Source organism: uncultured Jannaschia sp. (assembly GCF_947494025.1).
Taxonomy (GTDB): domain Bacteria; phylum Pseudomonadota; class Alphaproteobacteria; order Rhodobacterales; family Rhodobacteraceae; genus Jannaschia.
This window is the reverse complement of the sequence record NZ_CANLTQ010000018.1, coordinates 28,722-45,213: the sequence shown is the minus strand read 5'-3', so window position 1 is coordinate 45,213 and position 16,492 is coordinate 28,722. Positions and strand designations below refer to the sequence as shown.

The window sequence follows — 16,492 nt, the reverse complement described above, 5'->3', positions numbered from 1 at the left end:
AGCCGTGGAAAGAGACGGCGTCCGGCCGCGCCGTCCTGGACGTGGGCGGTTCTGCTCGGTCTTCTCATTGCCATCGGCGGCATGTCCGACCTCCGGCATGCGGCGCCGGCAACTGCGGATGCGCAGGCGATGCGGGTTGCGGATTTCACGCAGCCTTCCGAGATCCGCCACGACAACGGTGCGGGACGGCTTGTATCCTGCCACATGGTCGGCGCCTGCCTCTATCTTCCCGAAGCCGACATGGCGCTGCCCAGCTTGGCTAGGCGGTCCGGCTGGCGACGGAAGGACGTTGCGCCCCGCCACGACCCGCGACCGATCGACGGGCTCTTCCGCCCACCTCGTCTCCCCGCGCTCGCCTGAGTGATCGCCGCGGCGCATCAGCGTGCCAGCGGCGCTCTTGGCAATCGTGTCAATCCCCTGCGCCTGGAGACGCTTTCGATGTCTGTTCACCTCCGCCACCGATTCCACCCCTCGAGCCCGGCCGTCCGCGACAAGGCGGTCGAGCGCCATCTCGTCGAATGCCGTAATGAGTTCCTACGCTATTTCCGCCGCCGCCTCGCCCGTCCCGAGGACGCCGAGGACGCCGTTCAGGACTTCTCGCTCAAGGTGATCCGCGCCGCGGACACATTGCAGGACGGCGAGAAGATCAATGCCTGGCTCGGCCGCATCCTGCGCAACACGCTGACCGATCACTACCGGCGCCGCGCCACGCGGCAGCGGGCCGAGGCCGACTACGCGCTGGAGCCGCGGGAGGACGCGGTCGATCAGGAACCGCAGACGACACTCTGCGCCTGCATCCATGAGGTCCTGCCGGCACTGAATCCGGGATACGCCGAGATCATCCGGCGCGCCGATCTCGAGGAGGCCCCGCGCGAGGAAATCGCCTCGGAACTGGGCATTACCGTCAACAATGTCGGCGTGCGCCTGCACCGCGCCCGGCGGGCGCTGAAGATCAAGCTCACGAAGCGCTGCGGCAGCTGTTGCGACGGCGGGTTTCAGACTTGCGGCTGCGCAGACGCAGGAGGATCGCGGGGAGTGTAACAAAAGCCGACGCCAAAGCGTCAGACAGGGCGGAGGTGGCGATGAGTATCCCTGATCCCAATGAGCAGGCCGTCAGGACGGTTGCGGATGCCGCCGTGCGCCAAGCGCTGGTCGATAGCCGCCGGGCACTCCTGGGGCACCTGCGGCGACGGCTCGGCAGCGTCGACGAGGCCGAGGACGTGTTGCAGGCCTTCGTGCTTCGGGCGCTCTCGCGGTCGGCGGATCTGCGCGATGTGCGGAGCATCCGCGGCTGGCTGGGCCGCATCCTCGCCACCAGCATCGCAGACCATCAGCGGCACGCCATTCGGCGGCGACAGCGGGAGACGGTAATGAGCCCCGACGAGTTCGACGCGTTTTCCGCCGAGCCCGATCCCGAGCTGGAGGAGGCGGTCTGCAACTGCCTCTACAAGCTCCTGCCGACGCTGAAACCCGAACATGCCGAGGTGATCTGGCGCATCGACCTGATCGGGGAGACGCGGGAGGCGGTGGCGGCGCGTCTCGACATCACCCTCAACGCGCTCGGCGTGCGGCTGCACCGCGCCCGGGAAGCGCTGAAGCGGCGGCTGCAGGAGATGTGCCTGACCTGTCCGGTGCACGGCTATCTCGACTGCGGCTGCGAGGAGGCCGAACGGATCCGGCGGCGCTATGCAACCGCCCGCAATATCGAGGATCTGTAATGTCCCGCGTCGCTCCGCGTCTGTTGAACCAAGCCATGAAGCCCGCCCATTGCGGCGGTCGAGGAGAACGACGATGACCAACGAAGCGAGATCAGGCGCCGTCCAGCCTGAAGGATGCCGCTGCCGCAACGGAACGGCTGCCGCAACCCAAGCGCTGCAGGCATCGCAACCCGCGCAACCTGCGCAACCGGCCGCGGCGCCGCAGTCGGCGCCCGCAACGCGTGCGGCCAGCGCAAATGGCTGCTGCTGTGGCGTTTGAGCCCCCGATCGAAACGAGGAAGCGCGGTCACGTGATCGCCGGAGGTCAGCCCATGCGCACGGTCACACTCGAGGTCGGCGGCCTCTTCGAGGAGCTCGACCATCTCTCCGTCGAGAAGCGGCTGCGGCAGGAGCCGGGCGTGAGCCGGGCGGCGGCCAATCCGGCTTCGAGCAGCGTCACGGTCGATTTCGACCCGGCCGCGACCGACGCCGGCAAGCTGCGCAAGCGGATCGCCTCTTGCGGCTTCCGCTGCGGCGGCGAGGTTGCGCCGCGGCACGTCTGCAAGCCGGCGGCGGTACCCGCGCCGTATGGAGGACATGCCGTCGGCGGCGGCGGCCCCCATGACGAGATGGCGCACGAGATGGGCCACGGCGCCGGCATGGATATGGCGGAGATGGTCCGCGACATGCGCAACCGGTTCTGGATCGCGCTGGCCTTCACCATCCCGATCTTCGTCTACTCGCCGATGGGCGGCATGTTCACGCCCCCGGCGCCGCCGTTCGGGCTGGAACTCGACCTGTGGCTGTTCTTCCTCGGCAGTCTCGCGATCCTCTATCCGAGCTGGCCGTTCTTCACAGCCGCTTGGCGGGCGCTGAGGAACGGCGTGCTCAACATGGCGGTGCTTGTCGTGCTGTCGGTCGGCACCGGCTACGTCTTCAGCGTCGGCTCGACCTTCTTCTTTCCCGGCGTGCAGTTCTACGAGGCGGTGGCGGTGCTGCTCGTCTTCATCCTGCTCGGTCACTGGCTCGAGATGCGGGCGCGCGCCGGCGCCTCGGCGGCGATCCGGGCGCTCCTCGACCTCGCCCCGCCGATGGCGACGGTCCTGCGCGACGGGCGCGAGGTGGAGATCCCGACCTCGGAGGTTCAGGAGGGGGAGACGGTCGTCATCCGTCCGGGCAACAAGATCCCGGTCGACGGCGAGGTGATCGAGGGCGAAACCCTGGTCGACGAATCCATGCTCACCGGCGAATCGATGCCGGTGAACAAGGTGCCCGGCGACCGGGTCATCGGCGCCACCATCAACAAGAGCGGAAGCTTCCGCTACCAGGCGACCAAGGTCGGCGCCGATACCGCGCTGGCGCAGATCGTCAAGCTGGTGCAGGAGGCGCAGAACTCCAAGGCGCCGGCGCAGCTGCTCGCCGACCGTGCCTCGCAGTGGCTGGTCTTAATCGCCATCGTAATCGGGCTAGCCACCTTCTCCGTCTGGTTCTGGTGGATCGGCTCGCCGCTTCTCTTCGCGCTGACGCTGACGATCACCGTCTTCGTCATCGCCTGCCCTGACGCGTTGGGGCTGGCCACGCCGATGGCGGTGATGGTCGGCACCGGGCTGGGCGCGCAGCACGGCATCCTGTTCAAGAATGCGGGCGCGCTGGAAGATGCGACCAAGCTGGACGTGATCGTCTTCGACAAGACCGGCACGCTGACCATGGGTCAGCCGCGCGTGGTCGAGGTCGTGGCTGCCGAGGGCGGCACCGGAGATGACGCGCTGCGGGCTGCGGCGGCCGTGGACCGCGGATCGGACCACCCACTAGCCCTGGCCATTGTCGAACGCGCCGCGGATCTCGACGTGCCGCAGATGGCGGGGTTTCTCAACCTCGAAGGGCGGGGTGCGCGCGCCGAGATCGCGGGCGAGACGGTGCTGGTCGGGAACAGGCGCCTGATGGACGAGGAGGGCATCGACGTCGGCGCCCTGACCGCCGAGGCCGAGCGCCTGAAGGGCGAGGGCCGGACGGTCGTCCATGTGGCGCAGGCGGGCCGGATGCTGGGCCTGATCGCCATCGCCGATGCGCCGCGCCCGAGCGCGATGGCCGCCGTGGCCAAGCTGCGTGAACGCGGCGTCGAGGTGGCGATGCTGACCGGCGACAACGAGGGCACGGCGCGCCGCATCGCGGGCGAACTGGGCATCGACACGGTGCTGGCCGATGTGCTGCCGGGCCAGAAGGCCGAGAAGGTGAAAGAGCTTCAGGCCCAGGGCAAAAAGGTCGGCATGGTCGGCGACGGTGTCAACGATGCGCCCGCGCTGACCCAGGCCGATGTCGGCTTTGCCATCGGAGCGGGCACGGATGTGGCGATGGAAAGCGCCGATGTCGTGTTGATGAAGAGCGATCCCTACGACGTCGTGGGGGCCATCGAACTTTCGCGCGCCACCTTACGAAAGATGCACCAGAACCTGTTCTGGGCGGTGGCCTACAACGTGATCGCCTTCCCGATGGCAGCAGGAGTGTTTTACCCGCTGATCATCAGCCCTGCCGTCGCGGCGCTCGCCATGTCGGGCAGTTCGGCGCTGGTCGCGGTCAATGCGCTGCTGCTCAAGCGGACTCGGCTGGAAGGCATTGAGGATAAAGGGAAGCAGTCCGCGCCGGGACAGCCGGAAGCGGCCTGACGCGGAGCAAGGAGAAAGACATCATGCAAGACAATCGACGCGACGCGCTGCGGCGCTTCTTCGCATCACCCACCAACCTCGTCCTCATGACCTTTCTCGCCGTCGGCGGCTTCTACATGATTGCAGAGCACTGGGCCCATGTGGTGGGGGCGGGGCCGCTGATCATGCTTCTCCTGCTCTGCGGTGGAATGCACCTTTTCATGCACGCGGGGCATGGAGGCCACGGCAGCCACAGGCACGGCCGCGGCGCGGAACACCCCCCTGAGCACCGCGACGATACCGCTGCGGGCGGCGGCAATCGGGCGAGAGACGAAGAATGACCGAGGCCGTCCCCGCCTACGGGCTCTGGCTGCTGGTCGTGCTCAACTCGGCGATCTTCATCCTGTTCGCGTTCAGCTTCTTCAAGCCGCAGACGACGCGCGACTGGCGCTCGTTCGGCGCGTTCAGCGCCTTTCTCGTGGCGCTTTTCGCCGAAATGTACGGCTTTCCGCTGACGATCTACTTGCTGTCGGGCTGGCTGCAGAGCGCCTATCCCGGCATCGACTGGCTGTCGCACGACGCCGGCCACCTTCTCGAGATGCTGTTCGGCTGGGAGGCGAACCCGCATTTCGGACCGTTCCATCTGCTGAGCTTCGTCTTCATCGGCGGCGGCTTCGTCCTGATCTCGGCGGCCTGGAAGATCCTCTACGCGGCGCAGCAGCGGGGGACGCTGGCGACCACCGGCCCCTACGCCGCGCTGCGCCACCCGCAATACGCGGGCTTCGTGCTGGTGCTGTTCGGCTTCCTTCTGCAATGGCCGACGCTGCTGACGCTCGCGATGTTCCCGGTACTGGTAGTCATGTACCTGCGCCTGGCACGCGCCGAGGAGCGCGAGGCGCTGGCCGAGTTCGGCGCGGCCTACCGCGACTATGCCGCGCGTGTTCCGGCCTTCGTGCCGCACCTGTCGGCGATCCGCGGAACGCGGGCGTGATGCCACGACACGATCCTGCTTCTCCCGGCGCGACGCGGCGCAGCGCAGCGCAGGCCGTTGAGATTCGGCCGGGGAGCCCGCTTTCGCTCGGGGTCAGCGAGGGCTGCGACGGGTTCAACTTCGCCGTCTTCTCGCGCCACGCGGAGCGGGTCGAGCTGGTGCTCTATGACAGCGTCGAGGCAGCCGTCCCGGCGCTCGTGCTCGATCTCGATCCCGTGCGGCACCGGACGGGCGACGTCTGGCACGTGTTCGTCGGCGGCATCGGTTGGGGCCAGTCCTTCGCCTGGCGTGTCCATGGGCCATGGGCGCCGCGCCAGGGGCATCGGTTCGACGCGCGTCTGCAGCTCCTCGACCCCTATGCCACCGCTGTCGTGGAAACCGGGGGTTCGGACGTTGGCCGGCTGACCCGGCGCCGCGAGGCCGCCGCCGATCAGCGGGGCGCGGCCCTTCCTGCCGTGCGGTCGCTGCTGGTGGACGGGCAGTTCGACTGGCAGGGGGTGGAGCGGCCCCGCCGGCCATGGTCGGAGACGGTGATCTACGAGACGCATGTGCGCGGTCTGACCATCCACCCCTCCTCCGGCGTCCGGGCAGCGGGCGGCTTTCTTGGCGTGATCGAGAAGATCCCGTATTTCCGCGACCTCGGGATCACCGCTCTGGAGCTGATGCCGGTGCAGGAGTTCAACAGCCGGGAGGTTGGGCGCGCGAACCCGGAGGCCGGCATCCCCCTCGCCAATTACTGGGGCTACGACACCGCAGCCTTCTTCGCGCCGAAGGAGAGCTACGGCAGCGGGCGCAAGCTCGGTTGCCAGGTGGCGGAGTTCAAGACGATGATGCGCGAACTCCACCGTGCTGGCATCGAGGTGATCCTCGACGTCGTGTTCAACCATACCGCCGAGGGCGGCGAGGACGGGCCTACCTTAAGCTTTCGCGGCTTCGACAACGCCATCTACTACCTGCTCGACCCGGACGGCGGCTACCTAAACTATTCCGACTGCGGCAACACGGTGAACTGCAACCACCCGGTCGTGCGCGACACCATCATCGACTGCCTGCGCACCTGGGTTGCCGAGATGCATGTGGACGGGTTCCGCTTCGACCTTGCCTCGATCCTCGGCCGGGGCGCGGACGGCCGGTTGCTCGAGAACCCGCCGCTGCTCGAGCGGATCGCCGAGGATCCGCTGCTGCGCGACGCCAAGCTGATCGCCGAGGCCTGGGACGCGGGCGGCGCGTTCCAGGTCGGTCGCTTCCCCGGCCAGCGATGGGCCGAGTGGAACTGCCACTTTCGCGACGACGTCCGCCGCTTCTGGCGCGGCGATCCGGGGCTCCGCGGCGCCTTCGCGTCGCGCCTCTGCGGTAGCGCCGACCTGTACCAGCATGGGAAGTCGCCGCTCGGCAGCATCAACTTCGTCACCAGCCATGACGGCTTCACGCTGAACGATCTGGTGAGCTACGGCCGCAAGCACAACGAGGCCAACGGCGAGGGCAACCGGGACGGCCCCGGGCAGGAGTTCAGCGCCAATCATGGAGTCGAAGGCGCGACCGAAGACCCCGCCATCGAGCTCCTCCGGCTCCGGCAGATCAGGAACATGCTGGCGACCGTGCTGCTGTCGCGCGGCGTCCCGATGATCTTGGGCGGCGACGAGTTTCGTCGCACGCAGCAGGGCAACAGCAACGCCTGGTGCCAGGACAACGAGGTGTCCTGGTACGACTGGCGCCTCGCCGACGGGAACGCGGGCCTCGTGCGCTTCGTGCGCAACCTCATCGACATCCGCCGACGCTTCCCGACGCTGCGCTCGGACAGCTTCTACACCGACAGCGAGGTCGACTGGTTCGACCGTGACGGCCTCGCGCCGGATTGGGGCGGTGCGGGCACGACGCTCGGCATGATGATCCATCCCGCCCAATCCGTGCCAAGCGACGATGCGATGCTGTGCCTGATGTTCAATGCCGGCGATGAGCCTGCGGACTTCACGTTGCCGGCATCGCCTGACGGCGGCTGGAGGCGCGTGCTCGACACGGCAAGATGTGCACCCGACGATGGGGCAATCCTCGAAACGCAGGAGCGTATTCCGCCATCGCATGGCTGCCGGCTCGCGCCGCACTCGATGGTCCTGTTGCAGGGCGTTCGCGCGGATCGCCCGCAGGCGACACCATCGAGCATAGCAGGCGACACCAACCCAGAAGACAGGAGAGAACCATGAACCAGCAATCCAAGACGCGCGTCGCGGTCAACGGCTACGGCGTGATCGGCAAGCGGGTCGCCGACGCGGTGGCGCTGCAGGACGACATGGAGCTGGCCGGCGTGGCCGACATCGCCGCCGATTGGCGGGCGCGGATCGTCACGCGCAAGGGCTTCGGCCTTTACGCCGCCACCGACGACCATGCCGGAGCGATGCGGACCGCCGGGCTCGACGTCGCCGGCACGCTGGACGACCTGCTCGGCGCAGCCGACGTGGTCGTGGACTGCACGCCGAAGAAGGTCGCCGCGCAGAACGTCGAAACCTACCGTCAGCGCGGCATCAAGTTCATCCTGCAAGGCGGCGAGAAGCATGAGGTCACCGGCCATTCCTTCGTCGCCGAGGCGAACTATGCCAGTGCGCTCGACCGCGACAGCACTCGCGTCGTCTCGTGCAACACCACCTCGACGGTGCGGACGTTGTTGGCGCTGAAGCGTGCCGGGCTGCTCGCCCGTGCCCGCGGCACCCTGCTCAGGCGCGCGACCGATCCGTGGGAGAGCCATCTCGGCGGCATCATGAACACGCTGGTGCCCGAGCCCGAGATCCCCAGCCACCAGGGGCCCGACGCGCAGAGCGTCGACCCCGAACTCGACGTCGTCACGATGGCGGTGAAGGTGCCCGAGACGCTGGCGCACCTTCATTACTGGTCGGTGCAGATGACCCGCGAGGCCGAGAAGGACGAGGTTCTGGCGGCGTTCCGCGCCTCCTCCCGGATCGCGCTGATCGAGGTCGGCGAGGGGCTGACTGCGCTCAACGCCGTCAAGGAGATGATGGCCGATCTCGGGCGCCCGCATGACAACCTCTACGAGGTGGCGCTCTGGTCGGACATGCTGAAGGTGCAGGGCGACGAGCTGTTCTACGCCTACATGGTCGACAACCAGGCGATCGTGATCCCCGAGACCATCGACGCGATCCGCGCGCTGACCGGACAGGTGCGCGAGGCCGAACGCTCGATCGCGGCGACGAACGCCTCGCTCGGGGTCGGCGCGGTCGCGGATGCGCTCGGCGGGCGCTGAGCGATGGCGCCGATCGCCCCGTTCCTTGCGCGGCGGCGCGTGGCGTATTTCTCGATGGAGATCGCGCTGCGCCCCGAAATCCACACCTATTCCGGCGGCCTCGGCATCCTCGCCGGCGACACCGCCCGGTCAGCGGCCGATCTCGACCTGCCTATGGTGTTCGTCACCCTCGCCAGCCGCGAGGGCTATCTGCGCCAGGAGATCGATGCGGAGGGCCGGCAGGTCGACCATGCCGACCCATGGGACCCGGCGGAGTGGGCTGTGCCGCTCGACGCGATGGTCGCGGTGACGATCGAGGGGCGGCCGGTCTGGATAAGGCCTTGGCTCTACGTGCTGACCTGCCCGATCGGACAGGCGGTGCCGGTGCTGTTGCTCGATACCCGGCTGGAGCAGAACGCACCCGAGGACCGGGCGATCACCGACCGGCTCTATGGCGGCGAGAATACCTGGCGGCTGAAGCAGGAGATCGTACTGGGAATCGGCGGCGAGATGCTCCTGCGGGCGCTTGGTTTCGAGATCGAGACGTATCACCTGAACGAGGGCCATGCCGCGCTGCTGACGGCGGCTCTGCTGCGCCGTCATCCGCGCACAACCCACCTGAGCACGGGCGACGTTCTGCACTACGACGACGACCGGGTGCGCGAGGTCTGCGTCTTCACCACGCATACCCCCATCGAGGCGGGGCACGACCATTTCTCTTACGACCTCGTCGAACGGCAGCTTGACGGGCTGATCCCGATCGGTCAGCTCCGCCTGCTCGCGGGCGAGGACCGCCTCAACATGACGCGGCTGGCGCTGAACCTCAGCGGCTTCGTAAACGGCGTGGCGATCCGGCATGCCGAGACCACCCGCGGCATGTTCCCCGGCTACACCATCAGGGCGGTGACCAATGGCGTTCACGTCCCGACCTGGACGCATCCGGCGTTCGCACGGCTGTTCGAGCGCCTCGTGCCCGCCTGGGGCCACGACCCCGAGCAGCTCGCTGTGGCCGACACGCTGTCCGACGCCGAGGTCTGGGACGCGCATTCCGAGGCCAAGGCGGGGCTGATCGCCGAGATTCGGGCGCGCAGCGGGGTCGAGATGCGGCCCGACCTTCCGATCGTCGCCTTCGCCCGCCGGATGACCGGCTACAAGCGCGCCGACCTGATCTTCGCCGACCTCGAGCGGCTGCGGGCGATCCAGCGGGAGCGGCCGTTCCAGCTGGTGATGGCGGGCAAGGCGCATCCCCGCGACGACGGCGGCAAGGCGCTGATCGGGCGCGTCCACGAACACATGCGAGCGCTGCAGGAAAGCATGCCGATGGCGTTCATGCCCGATTACGACATGGCGCTGGCCAAGACGATGGTTGCGGGCGCCGATATATGGCTCAACACGCCGCTGCCGCCGATGGAGGCCTCGGGCACCTCGGGCATGAAGGCGGCGGTGAACGGCGTGCTGAACCTTAGCGTGCTCGACGGCTGGTGGATCGAGGCCTGGATCGAGGGCGTGACCGGCTGGGCCGTGGGCGACGACGACCGGCGCCACGAGGACGACGCCGCAGACCTCTACGACAAGCTGGAGCGCGTGGTCCTACCGCTTTACCACGACGACCGGCCGCGCTGGATCTGGATGATGAAACAGGCGATGAGCAAGATCGGCCCACGCTTCAACAGCCAGCGCATGATGCGCCGCTACGCCGGCGAGGCCTATCTGCGATGATGGCGGGGACTGTTCGGAAAAACCGTAGCCGAAAACTCCAGTTCAGAGCGGTCCAGTTTTCAGGGAGCAGAGCAAACGAGAGGACGGACGATGAAGCGATCGAAGTCCAGCAGACAGCAGGTGATCCCGATCCTGCGCGAGCATGAAGCGGGGGCGAAGACTGAGGTGGTCCACGTGGCTCTATCCCTTCATAGTCTGGAGCCTCCGAGAAACCCGGGACTAGATTAGAACTCGATCCCTATCGCATTCGTCACCTCGCGCCCGGTGCGAGGTCTTTGCTATCAGAATGGCCGGGCGGGCACCGCCTACGGAGCGAGGGGGCAAGATCACCCGAAGCGCTGGCGCGTCTTCTGTCGGGCTGTCCGAATAAGACCATCTTGGCAAGCGCTCGAGTTTCACTGGCAGAGCAGGTAATGGCGGACAGTTTGCATGTTCCAAGGGCGACGCGATAGTCGGAAAAGGTAGCGGACCGTTAGTCGCCCAAGCACTGACGTATCGTCAGTGCCCTAGGTCCGCTGACCGACGACGCATTGCGCTCTCACCGACGGGATTCACTGCGTATTATACATAATGAAAGTACTACTATTTTTTAAACCTAAGAAATTTGGTAGCTTACGGACTGTCCTTACCAGATACGCTGCATTCCCTCGCCGGACAGGGCGATAGATCGTGTGCGCGGCGATCGAGCCTGAGGTCTTGAGCAGAATCGCAGAGTCCTTCGACCGAGTCTCTGGGGTCTGTATGGCCGGGGGAGCCTGGCAGGGCGGTGGCCCGGCGAAATGCGCCGGACCATCCTAATTGTGTCAACGGGCTTTGACGTCGTGTGCGCGACCTACACTCATCCAGACGACCGTCGCGACGATGACGGCGAGGAAGATCGCGCTCGTCACGATCGTGCCGAGGCCGAGGCCGCCGTATTCCACGGGCTGCGAGAGCAGGTCGCCGAAGGACGCGCCGAGCGGGCGGGTGAAGATGTAGGCGATCCAGAAGGCGAGGATGCCGTCGAGCCGGAGGAAGTAGTAGCCCGCCGTGATCGAGGCGATGACCATGCCGAAGAGGATGCCGGTCCCCAGATAACCAAGCCCGAACTGCTCGGCCACGAGATCGCCCGCGGCGGTGCCGAGCGCGAAGGTGAAGAGGATCGCGAGCCAGTAGAACGCCTCGCGCCGGGTGGTGAACACCTCGTGGATCGAGAGCGTCCGCTCGGTGGCCCACCAGGTCGCGAAGGTGGCGGCGAGCGCGAGGGTGAAGAACACCGTCGTAGTCACGAGCGACACGCCGAAATTGTCGACCAGGTTGTCGGTGACCAGCGTGCCGACGATGCTGATCAGCACGACGGCGAGCCAGTAGGACCAGGGGACGTAGCGCTTCTGTCCGAACTGAAGGAAGAGCGCCCCGGCGAGGATCGCCGTCATCAGCAGCGATGTCGCCGTGAGGCCGAGGCCGAGGTTGACGGCGAGGTAGTCGGCGGCCGTCTCGCCCATGGTCACAGCCATGAGCTTGATGAGCCAGAAGGACGGCGTCACCTCCGGGACGCGGTTTACGGCGACGGGCTGGTCGTAGCGGGCGAAGGAGTGGTTCAGGTCGGCGGTCTGGGCGAGCATGGCCATGGCGGGCGTCCTTGTATGGAGGGGTCAGTTGGGCAGGAGGGCGAGGGCCTGGGCGGAGAAGGCGTCGGACCGGGCATCGTCGTCGGCGTTGCAGCGCTCCGTCGCCTTGGCCTGCAGCGCGGTGGCGGCGGTGCGGTCGGGATCCGGGATCGCGCTGCCCACAAGACCGGTGCGGAGTTGCTCCAGCATGACCTCGCAGGGTAGCGCGCGGCCCGAGGCGTCGGTCACGACGATCCCGGACACGGTGCCCGGTCCGCCCGCCGCCGGGGCGGTCCCGGCCGTTGGGTCCGCCAGCGCGCCTTGGAGCGCGGCGAGCGCGGCATCGACCTGCCCGGCGGCATCGGGGGAACCGGTGCGCAGGGCGCTCAGGGCGTCGTCGATGGCGCCGTCGACATGCCCCCAGGCCGCAGTGTTCACCGGGCGCAGGGTCGCCTGCGCGTCGTCCCATGCGGTCTCGAGCTCGGTGATCCGCATCTCGGCGGCGGCGAGGTCGCCGGTCGCGGCGACAGACTGCACATCCGTGGTGATCGCCGCGAAGGGCGTCATGTCGCCAAGGGGCGGGGCAGCATCCGGGATTGCGGCGGCCGTCTGTGCGGCGGGCGGTGTCAGGACCACGTAGCCGGCGGCGAAGACGGCGACGGGAGCCGCGATCAGCGCGACGCTGAGGAGGAGGTTGCGCATGGAATGGTCTTTCGGGACATGGGATAGGGTTGCGGAGGTCTTCCGGCCCCTGGGCCCGCCTCCCGATCCTGCCATCATGGACGCTTCGTCATGCGCGGCCCTGTCGGGCGGATTGCAAATCCGCAATGTCGAGCCGTCCTCAGGAGGCGTCGTCGCGCCGCCGCCAGAGCATCCGGACGAGCCGGAACAGGTAGAGCCCGACGACGCCGATCACGATCGCCGTGGTCACCGGATCGAGCCACGCCCCGACCCGCTCGTATTGCGACCGCAGGACGTAGCCCGCAGCCGTCAGCAAGCCGACCCAGACCGCGCTGCCGAGCGTCGTCAGAACGAGGAACCGGACGAGCGGCATGTCCGCGAGCCCGGCGGGCACCGAGATCAGCGTCCGCACGGCCGGCACCATCCGGCCGAGGAACACCGCCTTGCCGCCATGCCGGTCGAACCAGGCGATGGCGCCGTCGACGTCCTCGGCGTCCATCGTCAGCCAGATCCCGTGCCGCTCCGCGAGACGGCGAAGCCGGTCGCGGCCGATCCAGCGTCCGGCGTAGTACCAAGGCAGGGCCCCCGCGACGGAGCCGGCGACTCCGGCGAGAAGGACGGCGACCAGCGACAACGTCCCTTCGGCGGCCTGAAACCCAGCGAGCGGCATGACGAGCTCGGACGGAATCGGCGGGAAGACGTTCTCGAGCACCATCAGCGCGAAGACGCCGAGCGGGCCCGCGGCCGCGATCCAGCCGGAGATCAGGTCGAACATGGTTTGGTCCTCGTGGCGTGAGGGGATGCGATGCCGGCGTGGCAAACCGGCGGGCGTGCCGGTTGCGATCCCATCTCGTCAAACGACCTTACAATTGCCTGACGGGATTGGTGCGTCGCTGCGATCCGATCATCGCGCCGGGATCGCCTCCGCATCCAGCCCCGAGGCGCAGGCGCGCCACGAGCGCGCGAACGGCAGGATCGGAAGGCGCCAAGGCGCGCTGGCGCGCCGCGTCCTCGAGCCAGACGACCGGGTCCTCGCGGATCGCAGACGCGACATAGGCCGCTCCGGACCCGCCCGCGGCGAGTTGCCAGAACCGGGCGTGGAGGCGGCGGCCGTCGGGCCCGACCTCATCCGGCGCAGCGAAGGCGAGGTCGTTCGGCCGGCTCGCACGGAAGTTCGGCACGATCAGCGGATCGGGCGGGCTTCCCCCCGTCCAGTCCGACCAGGCGGCACGCAGGAGCGAGACGGGACCGGGGCGGGCGGCCTCGGTCCATCCCGCGCCCCGCATCGCGGCGGTGAGGGCGGCCGCGTCCGCCGCCTCGACACGGAGAATGACGGGGCCGCGCGGCGCGCCGAGCAGCGTCTCCGTGCCGATTCCGGCCGGCTTGGCGGCTTGAGAGGCGATAGCCGGGGGTGGCGGGCTCAGCGCGTCCTTCTGCGTCGTGGCGATGCCGATCGCGCCGAGGACGCCGACCGTAAGCAGGGTGAGCGCGATGCGCTTCCGCCCTGCTCTGACGGGCACATGCGGCGATCCGCGACCGCGCAGCCTCTCGGCGACCGCGATGCCGATGACCAGCCAGAGCCCGCCCACGAGGTAGCAGTTGAGCACGTCGGAGACGTAGTGTTCGATCAGGTAGATGCGGCTCAGCCCGATCAGGAACGCCGTCGTGACCGCTCCGAGCAGCGCGACCGTCGCGCCGGTCGCGCGCAGGCGCCAGGCGACGATCCAGAACATCCCCCAGGCCGCGACCGCGCCGGCGGCGTGCCCGCTCGGGAAGCTGCCCGAGGTCTCGACGAAGTAGCCCAGGTCGGAGCGGGGCCGGGCAAAGAGCGCCTTGAGAAGCGTGACCGTCGCGGCGTTGCCCAGGATCGAGATCCAGAGCCCCGCGAGGAGGCCGAGACGCCGCAAGAGCAGCAGGACCGCCGAAACCGGCAGCGCCAACACGAGGATCACCGTCGAGCTGCCGATGGCCGTGATCCAGCCGAACATCGCGATCAGCCGGTCGTCCCGCATCGCGTAGAGCAGGTTCGCGAGTCGCAGATCGCCCTGGGCGACGCCGGGATCGCCGACGAAGTCGAAGACGGAGTCGAGCCAGGTCGCGAGGAGGTAGGCGAAGACCGCGACCAGGGCCGTCGCCGTGAAGCCGGAGAAGCGCGCCGGATCGAACCGCGCCGCCATGCGGCGCGTGGCGACCGGATGGCGCTCGACGAAGCCTCGCCAGGCCGGCGTTGCGGTGAGCCCGTCGCGAACGGCGCGGATGAGGTCCGCCAGATGCGGGAGCATCCGGCGTGTTCTCAGCACGACGAACCAGAGGACGGCGAGAACGGCGAGGGCTCCGAGCGCGAAGGCGAGGACGCGCGGCGCGGCGGCTCCGAGCCGTCCGACGAGTCCGCCCCCGAAGAAGCCGATGGCGGGCAGCACCAGCGCGTAGGGCACGGCGCTGAGCGCGTTCCAGAGCATGAACCGGCGAAACTCCATCCCGGCCATCGCAGCCGCGAAGGGGACGAAGGCCGAGAGCGGGCCGAGGAACCGACCCGGCACCATCGCGAAGCCGCCCCATCGGGCGAGCAGGTCACGTGCCCGCGTGACATGCGGCGAGGATGTCGCGCGCGAATGGCCAGACAAGCTCCGGCCCACGAGGCGGCCGAGCTGGAAGCTGACCGTCCCGCCGAGGATCGTGCCAAGCCCTACGAACCAGGCGAGGTCGAAGAAGTCGATCAGGCCGCGCTGCACCAGCGCGCCTCCGGCGATCACCGCGACCGCGCCCGGCACGAACACGCCCGCGAACACGATCGCCTCGACCATCGCGAAGGCGGCGAGGATCCAGTAGGTCCAGACCCCCATGGACTGGAGCGACGGCAGGATCTGGTCGAAGATGTGCAGCATGTCGGGTGCGGTCCTGTATGGGTCGAGCCGTCGCGCTCGCCCGCATCGGCCATAGCATGTCGTGCAGGCGAAGAGGGCCGGAGCGGAATCGCCCGCTCCGGTTCCATATCAGGACTGCGGCGCGGTCCGGGATGCCCGAACCATCGTTAAAGCCAGGACCGCCGCGAGCGCGGCCAGCGTCACCAGCGATGCCCATTCGCGCGGAAGGCTCAACCCGCCATCCGCTGCCGGCTTGGTCAGGAAGTCGCCGAAAGTCGCGCCGAAGGGCCGGGTGAACACGAAGGCGAGCCAGAACAGCAGCACCGCGTTGATCCGGGTCGCGTAGTGCAGCGCCAGCACGACGCCGATCACGCCCGCGGTGACGAAGGCGCCCTGCAGGTAGCTCAGCGACAGGTTATCGGTGAGGAAGTCGCCGAACGCGGTGCCGAGGCTGTTGGAGAACACGACCGCGATCCAGAACAGGATCTCGACCGGGCGGGTGAAGATCGGCTCGACCGACAGGCTGCCGTGACGCCGCTTCCAGAAGATCAGCGTGGCGACGAGGCCGGCGACGAGCAGCACCGAGCCCCAGAGGTATCCGAGGCCCAGCGACCGGTCCATCAGGTCCGATACCTCCGTGCCGGCGGTGGTGGTGGCGACGATGGCGGTCCAGAACAGGACGGGGTGGAACCCCTCCGCGCGGATCTTGACCCAGAGGATCACGCCGAGCAGGGCGAAGGTGATCGCAAAGCCGATGTAATAGCCCAAGTTGAGAGTCATCGACAGGAAGTCGCCCGCCGTCTCCCCCAGCGTGGTGGCGAGGATCTTCATGATCCAGAAGGCGAGCGTGACCTCGGCCACGCGGTTGACGGTGATTGCGTCGACGTCCGGTCCGGTCGGCGCGTACGGAGAGGGTTCGGTGGTCATGTCTGGCTCCGTCGAGCGGTTTGAGAAAGCGGGGTCCGAGGGTCTTTCGCGGACGTCCGGGCCGCGGGACGACCCCGCCGTGCCGAACCGCACTCGGCGACGGGGCTCGCGGGGTCCTCTCGTCCGGATTACATCGCCGCAATGTCGCGG

Annotated in this window: 13 protein-coding genes; 8 read left to right on the top strand and 5 right to left on the bottom strand. The window is 68.2% G+C overall.

The window, feature by feature from the left end; genetic code table 11:
- Positions 1–360: 360 nt before the first annotated feature.
- From Q1B08_RS15710 to glgP, 8 genes are all read left to right on the top strand, one after another.
- Positions 361–1,041: a sigma-70 family RNA polymerase sigma factor gene (locus Q1B08_RS15710; RefSeq protein ID WP_299820964.1), complete on the top strand. Its 681-nt coding sequence runs from the start codon at positions 361–363 to the stop codon at positions 1,039–1,041.
- Between the two features lie 41 nt (positions 1,042–1,082).
- On the top strand, positions 1,083–1,718 hold the full coding sequence (locus Q1B08_RS15705) for an RNA polymerase sigma factor (RefSeq protein WP_299820961.1): 636 nt from the start codon (positions 1,083–1,085) through the stop codon (positions 1,716–1,718).
- Between the two features lie 311 nt (positions 1,719–2,029).
- On the top strand, positions 2,030–4,360 hold the full coding sequence (locus tag Q1B08_RS15700; protein ID WP_299820958.1) for a heavy metal translocating P-type ATPase: 2,331 nt from the start codon (positions 2,030–2,032) through the stop codon (positions 4,358–4,360).
- Between the two features lie 23 nt (positions 4,361–4,383).
- The gene (locus Q1B08_RS15695) at positions 4,384–4,680 is read left to right on the top strand and encodes a DUF2933 domain-containing protein (protein WP_299820955.1); all 297 of its coding nucleotides are present in this window, start codon (positions 4,384–4,386) and stop codon (positions 4,678–4,680) included.
- Positions 4,677–5,330 carry an isoprenylcysteine carboxylmethyltransferase family protein gene (locus tag Q1B08_RS15690; RefSeq protein ID WP_299820952.1) on the top strand — a complete coding sequence of 218 codons (654 nt, stop codon included), beginning with the start codon at positions 4,677–4,679 and terminating at the stop codon, positions 5,328–5,330. The genes Q1B08_RS15695 and Q1B08_RS15690 overlap by 4 nt, the downstream gene beginning before the upstream one ends.
- Positions 5,330–7,531: a glycogen debranching protein GlgX gene (gene glgX / locus Q1B08_RS15685; protein WP_299821001.1), complete on the top strand. Its 2,202-nt coding sequence runs from the start codon at positions 5,330–5,332 to the stop codon at positions 7,529–7,531. Before Q1B08_RS15690 ends, glgX begins: the two co-directional genes overlap by 1 nt.
- Positions 7,528–8,583, top strand: coding sequence for a type II glyceraldehyde-3-phosphate dehydrogenase (locus Q1B08_RS15680; protein WP_299820949.1), 1,056 nt, complete (start codon positions 7,528–7,530; stop codon positions 8,581–8,583). The genes glgX and Q1B08_RS15680 overlap by 4 nt, the downstream gene beginning before the upstream one ends.
- A gap of 3 nt (positions 8,584–8,586) precedes the next feature.
- On the top strand, positions 8,587–10,281 hold the full coding sequence (glgP, locus tag Q1B08_RS15675; protein ID WP_299820946.1) for an alpha-glucan family phosphorylase: 1,695 nt from the start codon (positions 8,587–8,589) through the stop codon (positions 10,279–10,281).
- Positions 10,282–11,084: 803 nt separating this feature from the next.
- Here glgP and Q1B08_RS15670 read toward each other — a convergent pair.
- The 5 genes from Q1B08_RS15670 to Q1B08_RS15650 all read right to left on the bottom strand — a co-directional run bounded on the left by Q1B08_RS15670 (position 11,085) and on the right by Q1B08_RS15650 (position 16,342).
- Entirely contained in the window at positions 11,085–11,891 is an 807-nt protein-coding gene (locus Q1B08_RS15670; protein WP_299820941.1) for a hypothetical protein, read from the bottom strand.
- Positions 11,892–11,915: 24 nt separating this feature from the next.
- Positions 11,916–12,572 carry a hypothetical protein gene (locus Q1B08_RS15665; protein ID WP_299820939.1) on the bottom strand — a complete coding sequence of 219 codons (657 nt, stop codon included), beginning with the start codon at positions 12,570–12,572 and terminating at the stop codon, positions 11,916–11,918.
- A 139-nt stretch (positions 12,573–12,711) separates the two neighbouring features.
- Positions 12,712–13,326 carry a DedA family protein gene (locus Q1B08_RS15660; protein ID WP_299820936.1) on the bottom strand — a complete coding sequence of 205 codons (615 nt, stop codon included), beginning with the start codon at positions 13,324–13,326 and terminating at the stop codon, positions 12,712–12,714.
- An 88-nt stretch (positions 13,327–13,414) separates the two neighbouring features.
- Positions 13,415–15,436 carry a bifunctional DedA family/phosphatase PAP2 family protein gene (locus Q1B08_RS15655; protein ID WP_299820933.1) on the bottom strand — a complete coding sequence of 674 codons (2,022 nt, stop codon included), beginning with the start codon at positions 15,434–15,436 and terminating at the stop codon, positions 13,415–13,417.
- 108 nt (positions 15,437–15,544) lie between these two features.
- Complete coding sequence (locus tag Q1B08_RS15650; protein ID WP_299820930.1) at positions 15,545–16,342, bottom strand: hypothetical protein; 798 nt, start codon at positions 16,340–16,342, stop codon at positions 15,545–15,547.
- Between the last annotated feature and the right edge of the window lie 150 nt (positions 16,343–16,492).

Coding starts and splice junctions, on each gene's coding strand:
- Q1B08_RS15660 (WP_299820936.1), bottom strand. CDS start 13,326: ATGTTCGACCTGATCTCCGGCTGGATCGCGGCCGCGGGCCCGCTCGGC.
- Q1B08_RS15680 (WP_299820949.1), top strand. CDS start 7,528: ATGAACCAGCAATCCAAGACGCGCGTCGCGGTCAACGGCTACGGCGTG.
- Q1B08_RS15665 (WP_299820939.1), bottom strand. CDS start 12,572: ATGCGCAACCTCCTCCTCAGCGTCGCGCTGATCGCGGCTCCCGTCGCC.
- Q1B08_RS15705 (WP_299820961.1), top strand. CDS start 1,083: ATGAGTATCCCTGATCCCAATGAGCAGGCCGTCAGGACGGTTGCGGAT.
- Q1B08_RS15690 (WP_299820952.1), top strand. CDS start 4,677: ATGACCGAGGCCGTCCCCGCCTACGGGCTCTGGCTGCTGGTCGTGCTC.
- Q1B08_RS15650 (WP_299820930.1), bottom strand. CDS start 16,342: ATGACCACCGAACCCTCTCCGTACGCGCCGACCGGACCGGACGTCGAC.
- Q1B08_RS15700 (WP_299820958.1), top strand. CDS start 2,030: ATGCGCACGGTCACACTCGAGGTCGGCGGCCTCTTCGAGGAGCTCGAC.
- Q1B08_RS15695 (WP_299820955.1), top strand. CDS start 4,384: ATGCAAGACAATCGACGCGACGCGCTGCGGCGCTTCTTCGCATCACCC.
- glgP (WP_299820946.1), top strand. CDS start 8,587: ATGGCGCCGATCGCCCCGTTCCTTGCGCGGCGGCGCGTGGCGTATTTC.
- Q1B08_RS15655 (WP_299820933.1), bottom strand. CDS start 15,436: ATGCTGCACATCTTCGACCAGATCCTGCCGTCGCTCCAGTCCATGGGG.
- Q1B08_RS15670 (WP_299820941.1), bottom strand. CDS start 11,891: ATGGCCATGCTCGCCCAGACCGCCGACCTGAACCACTCCTTCGCCCGC.
- glgX (WP_299821001.1), top strand. CDS start 5,330: ATGCCACGACACGATCCTGCTTCTCCCGGCGCGACGCGGCGCAGCGCA.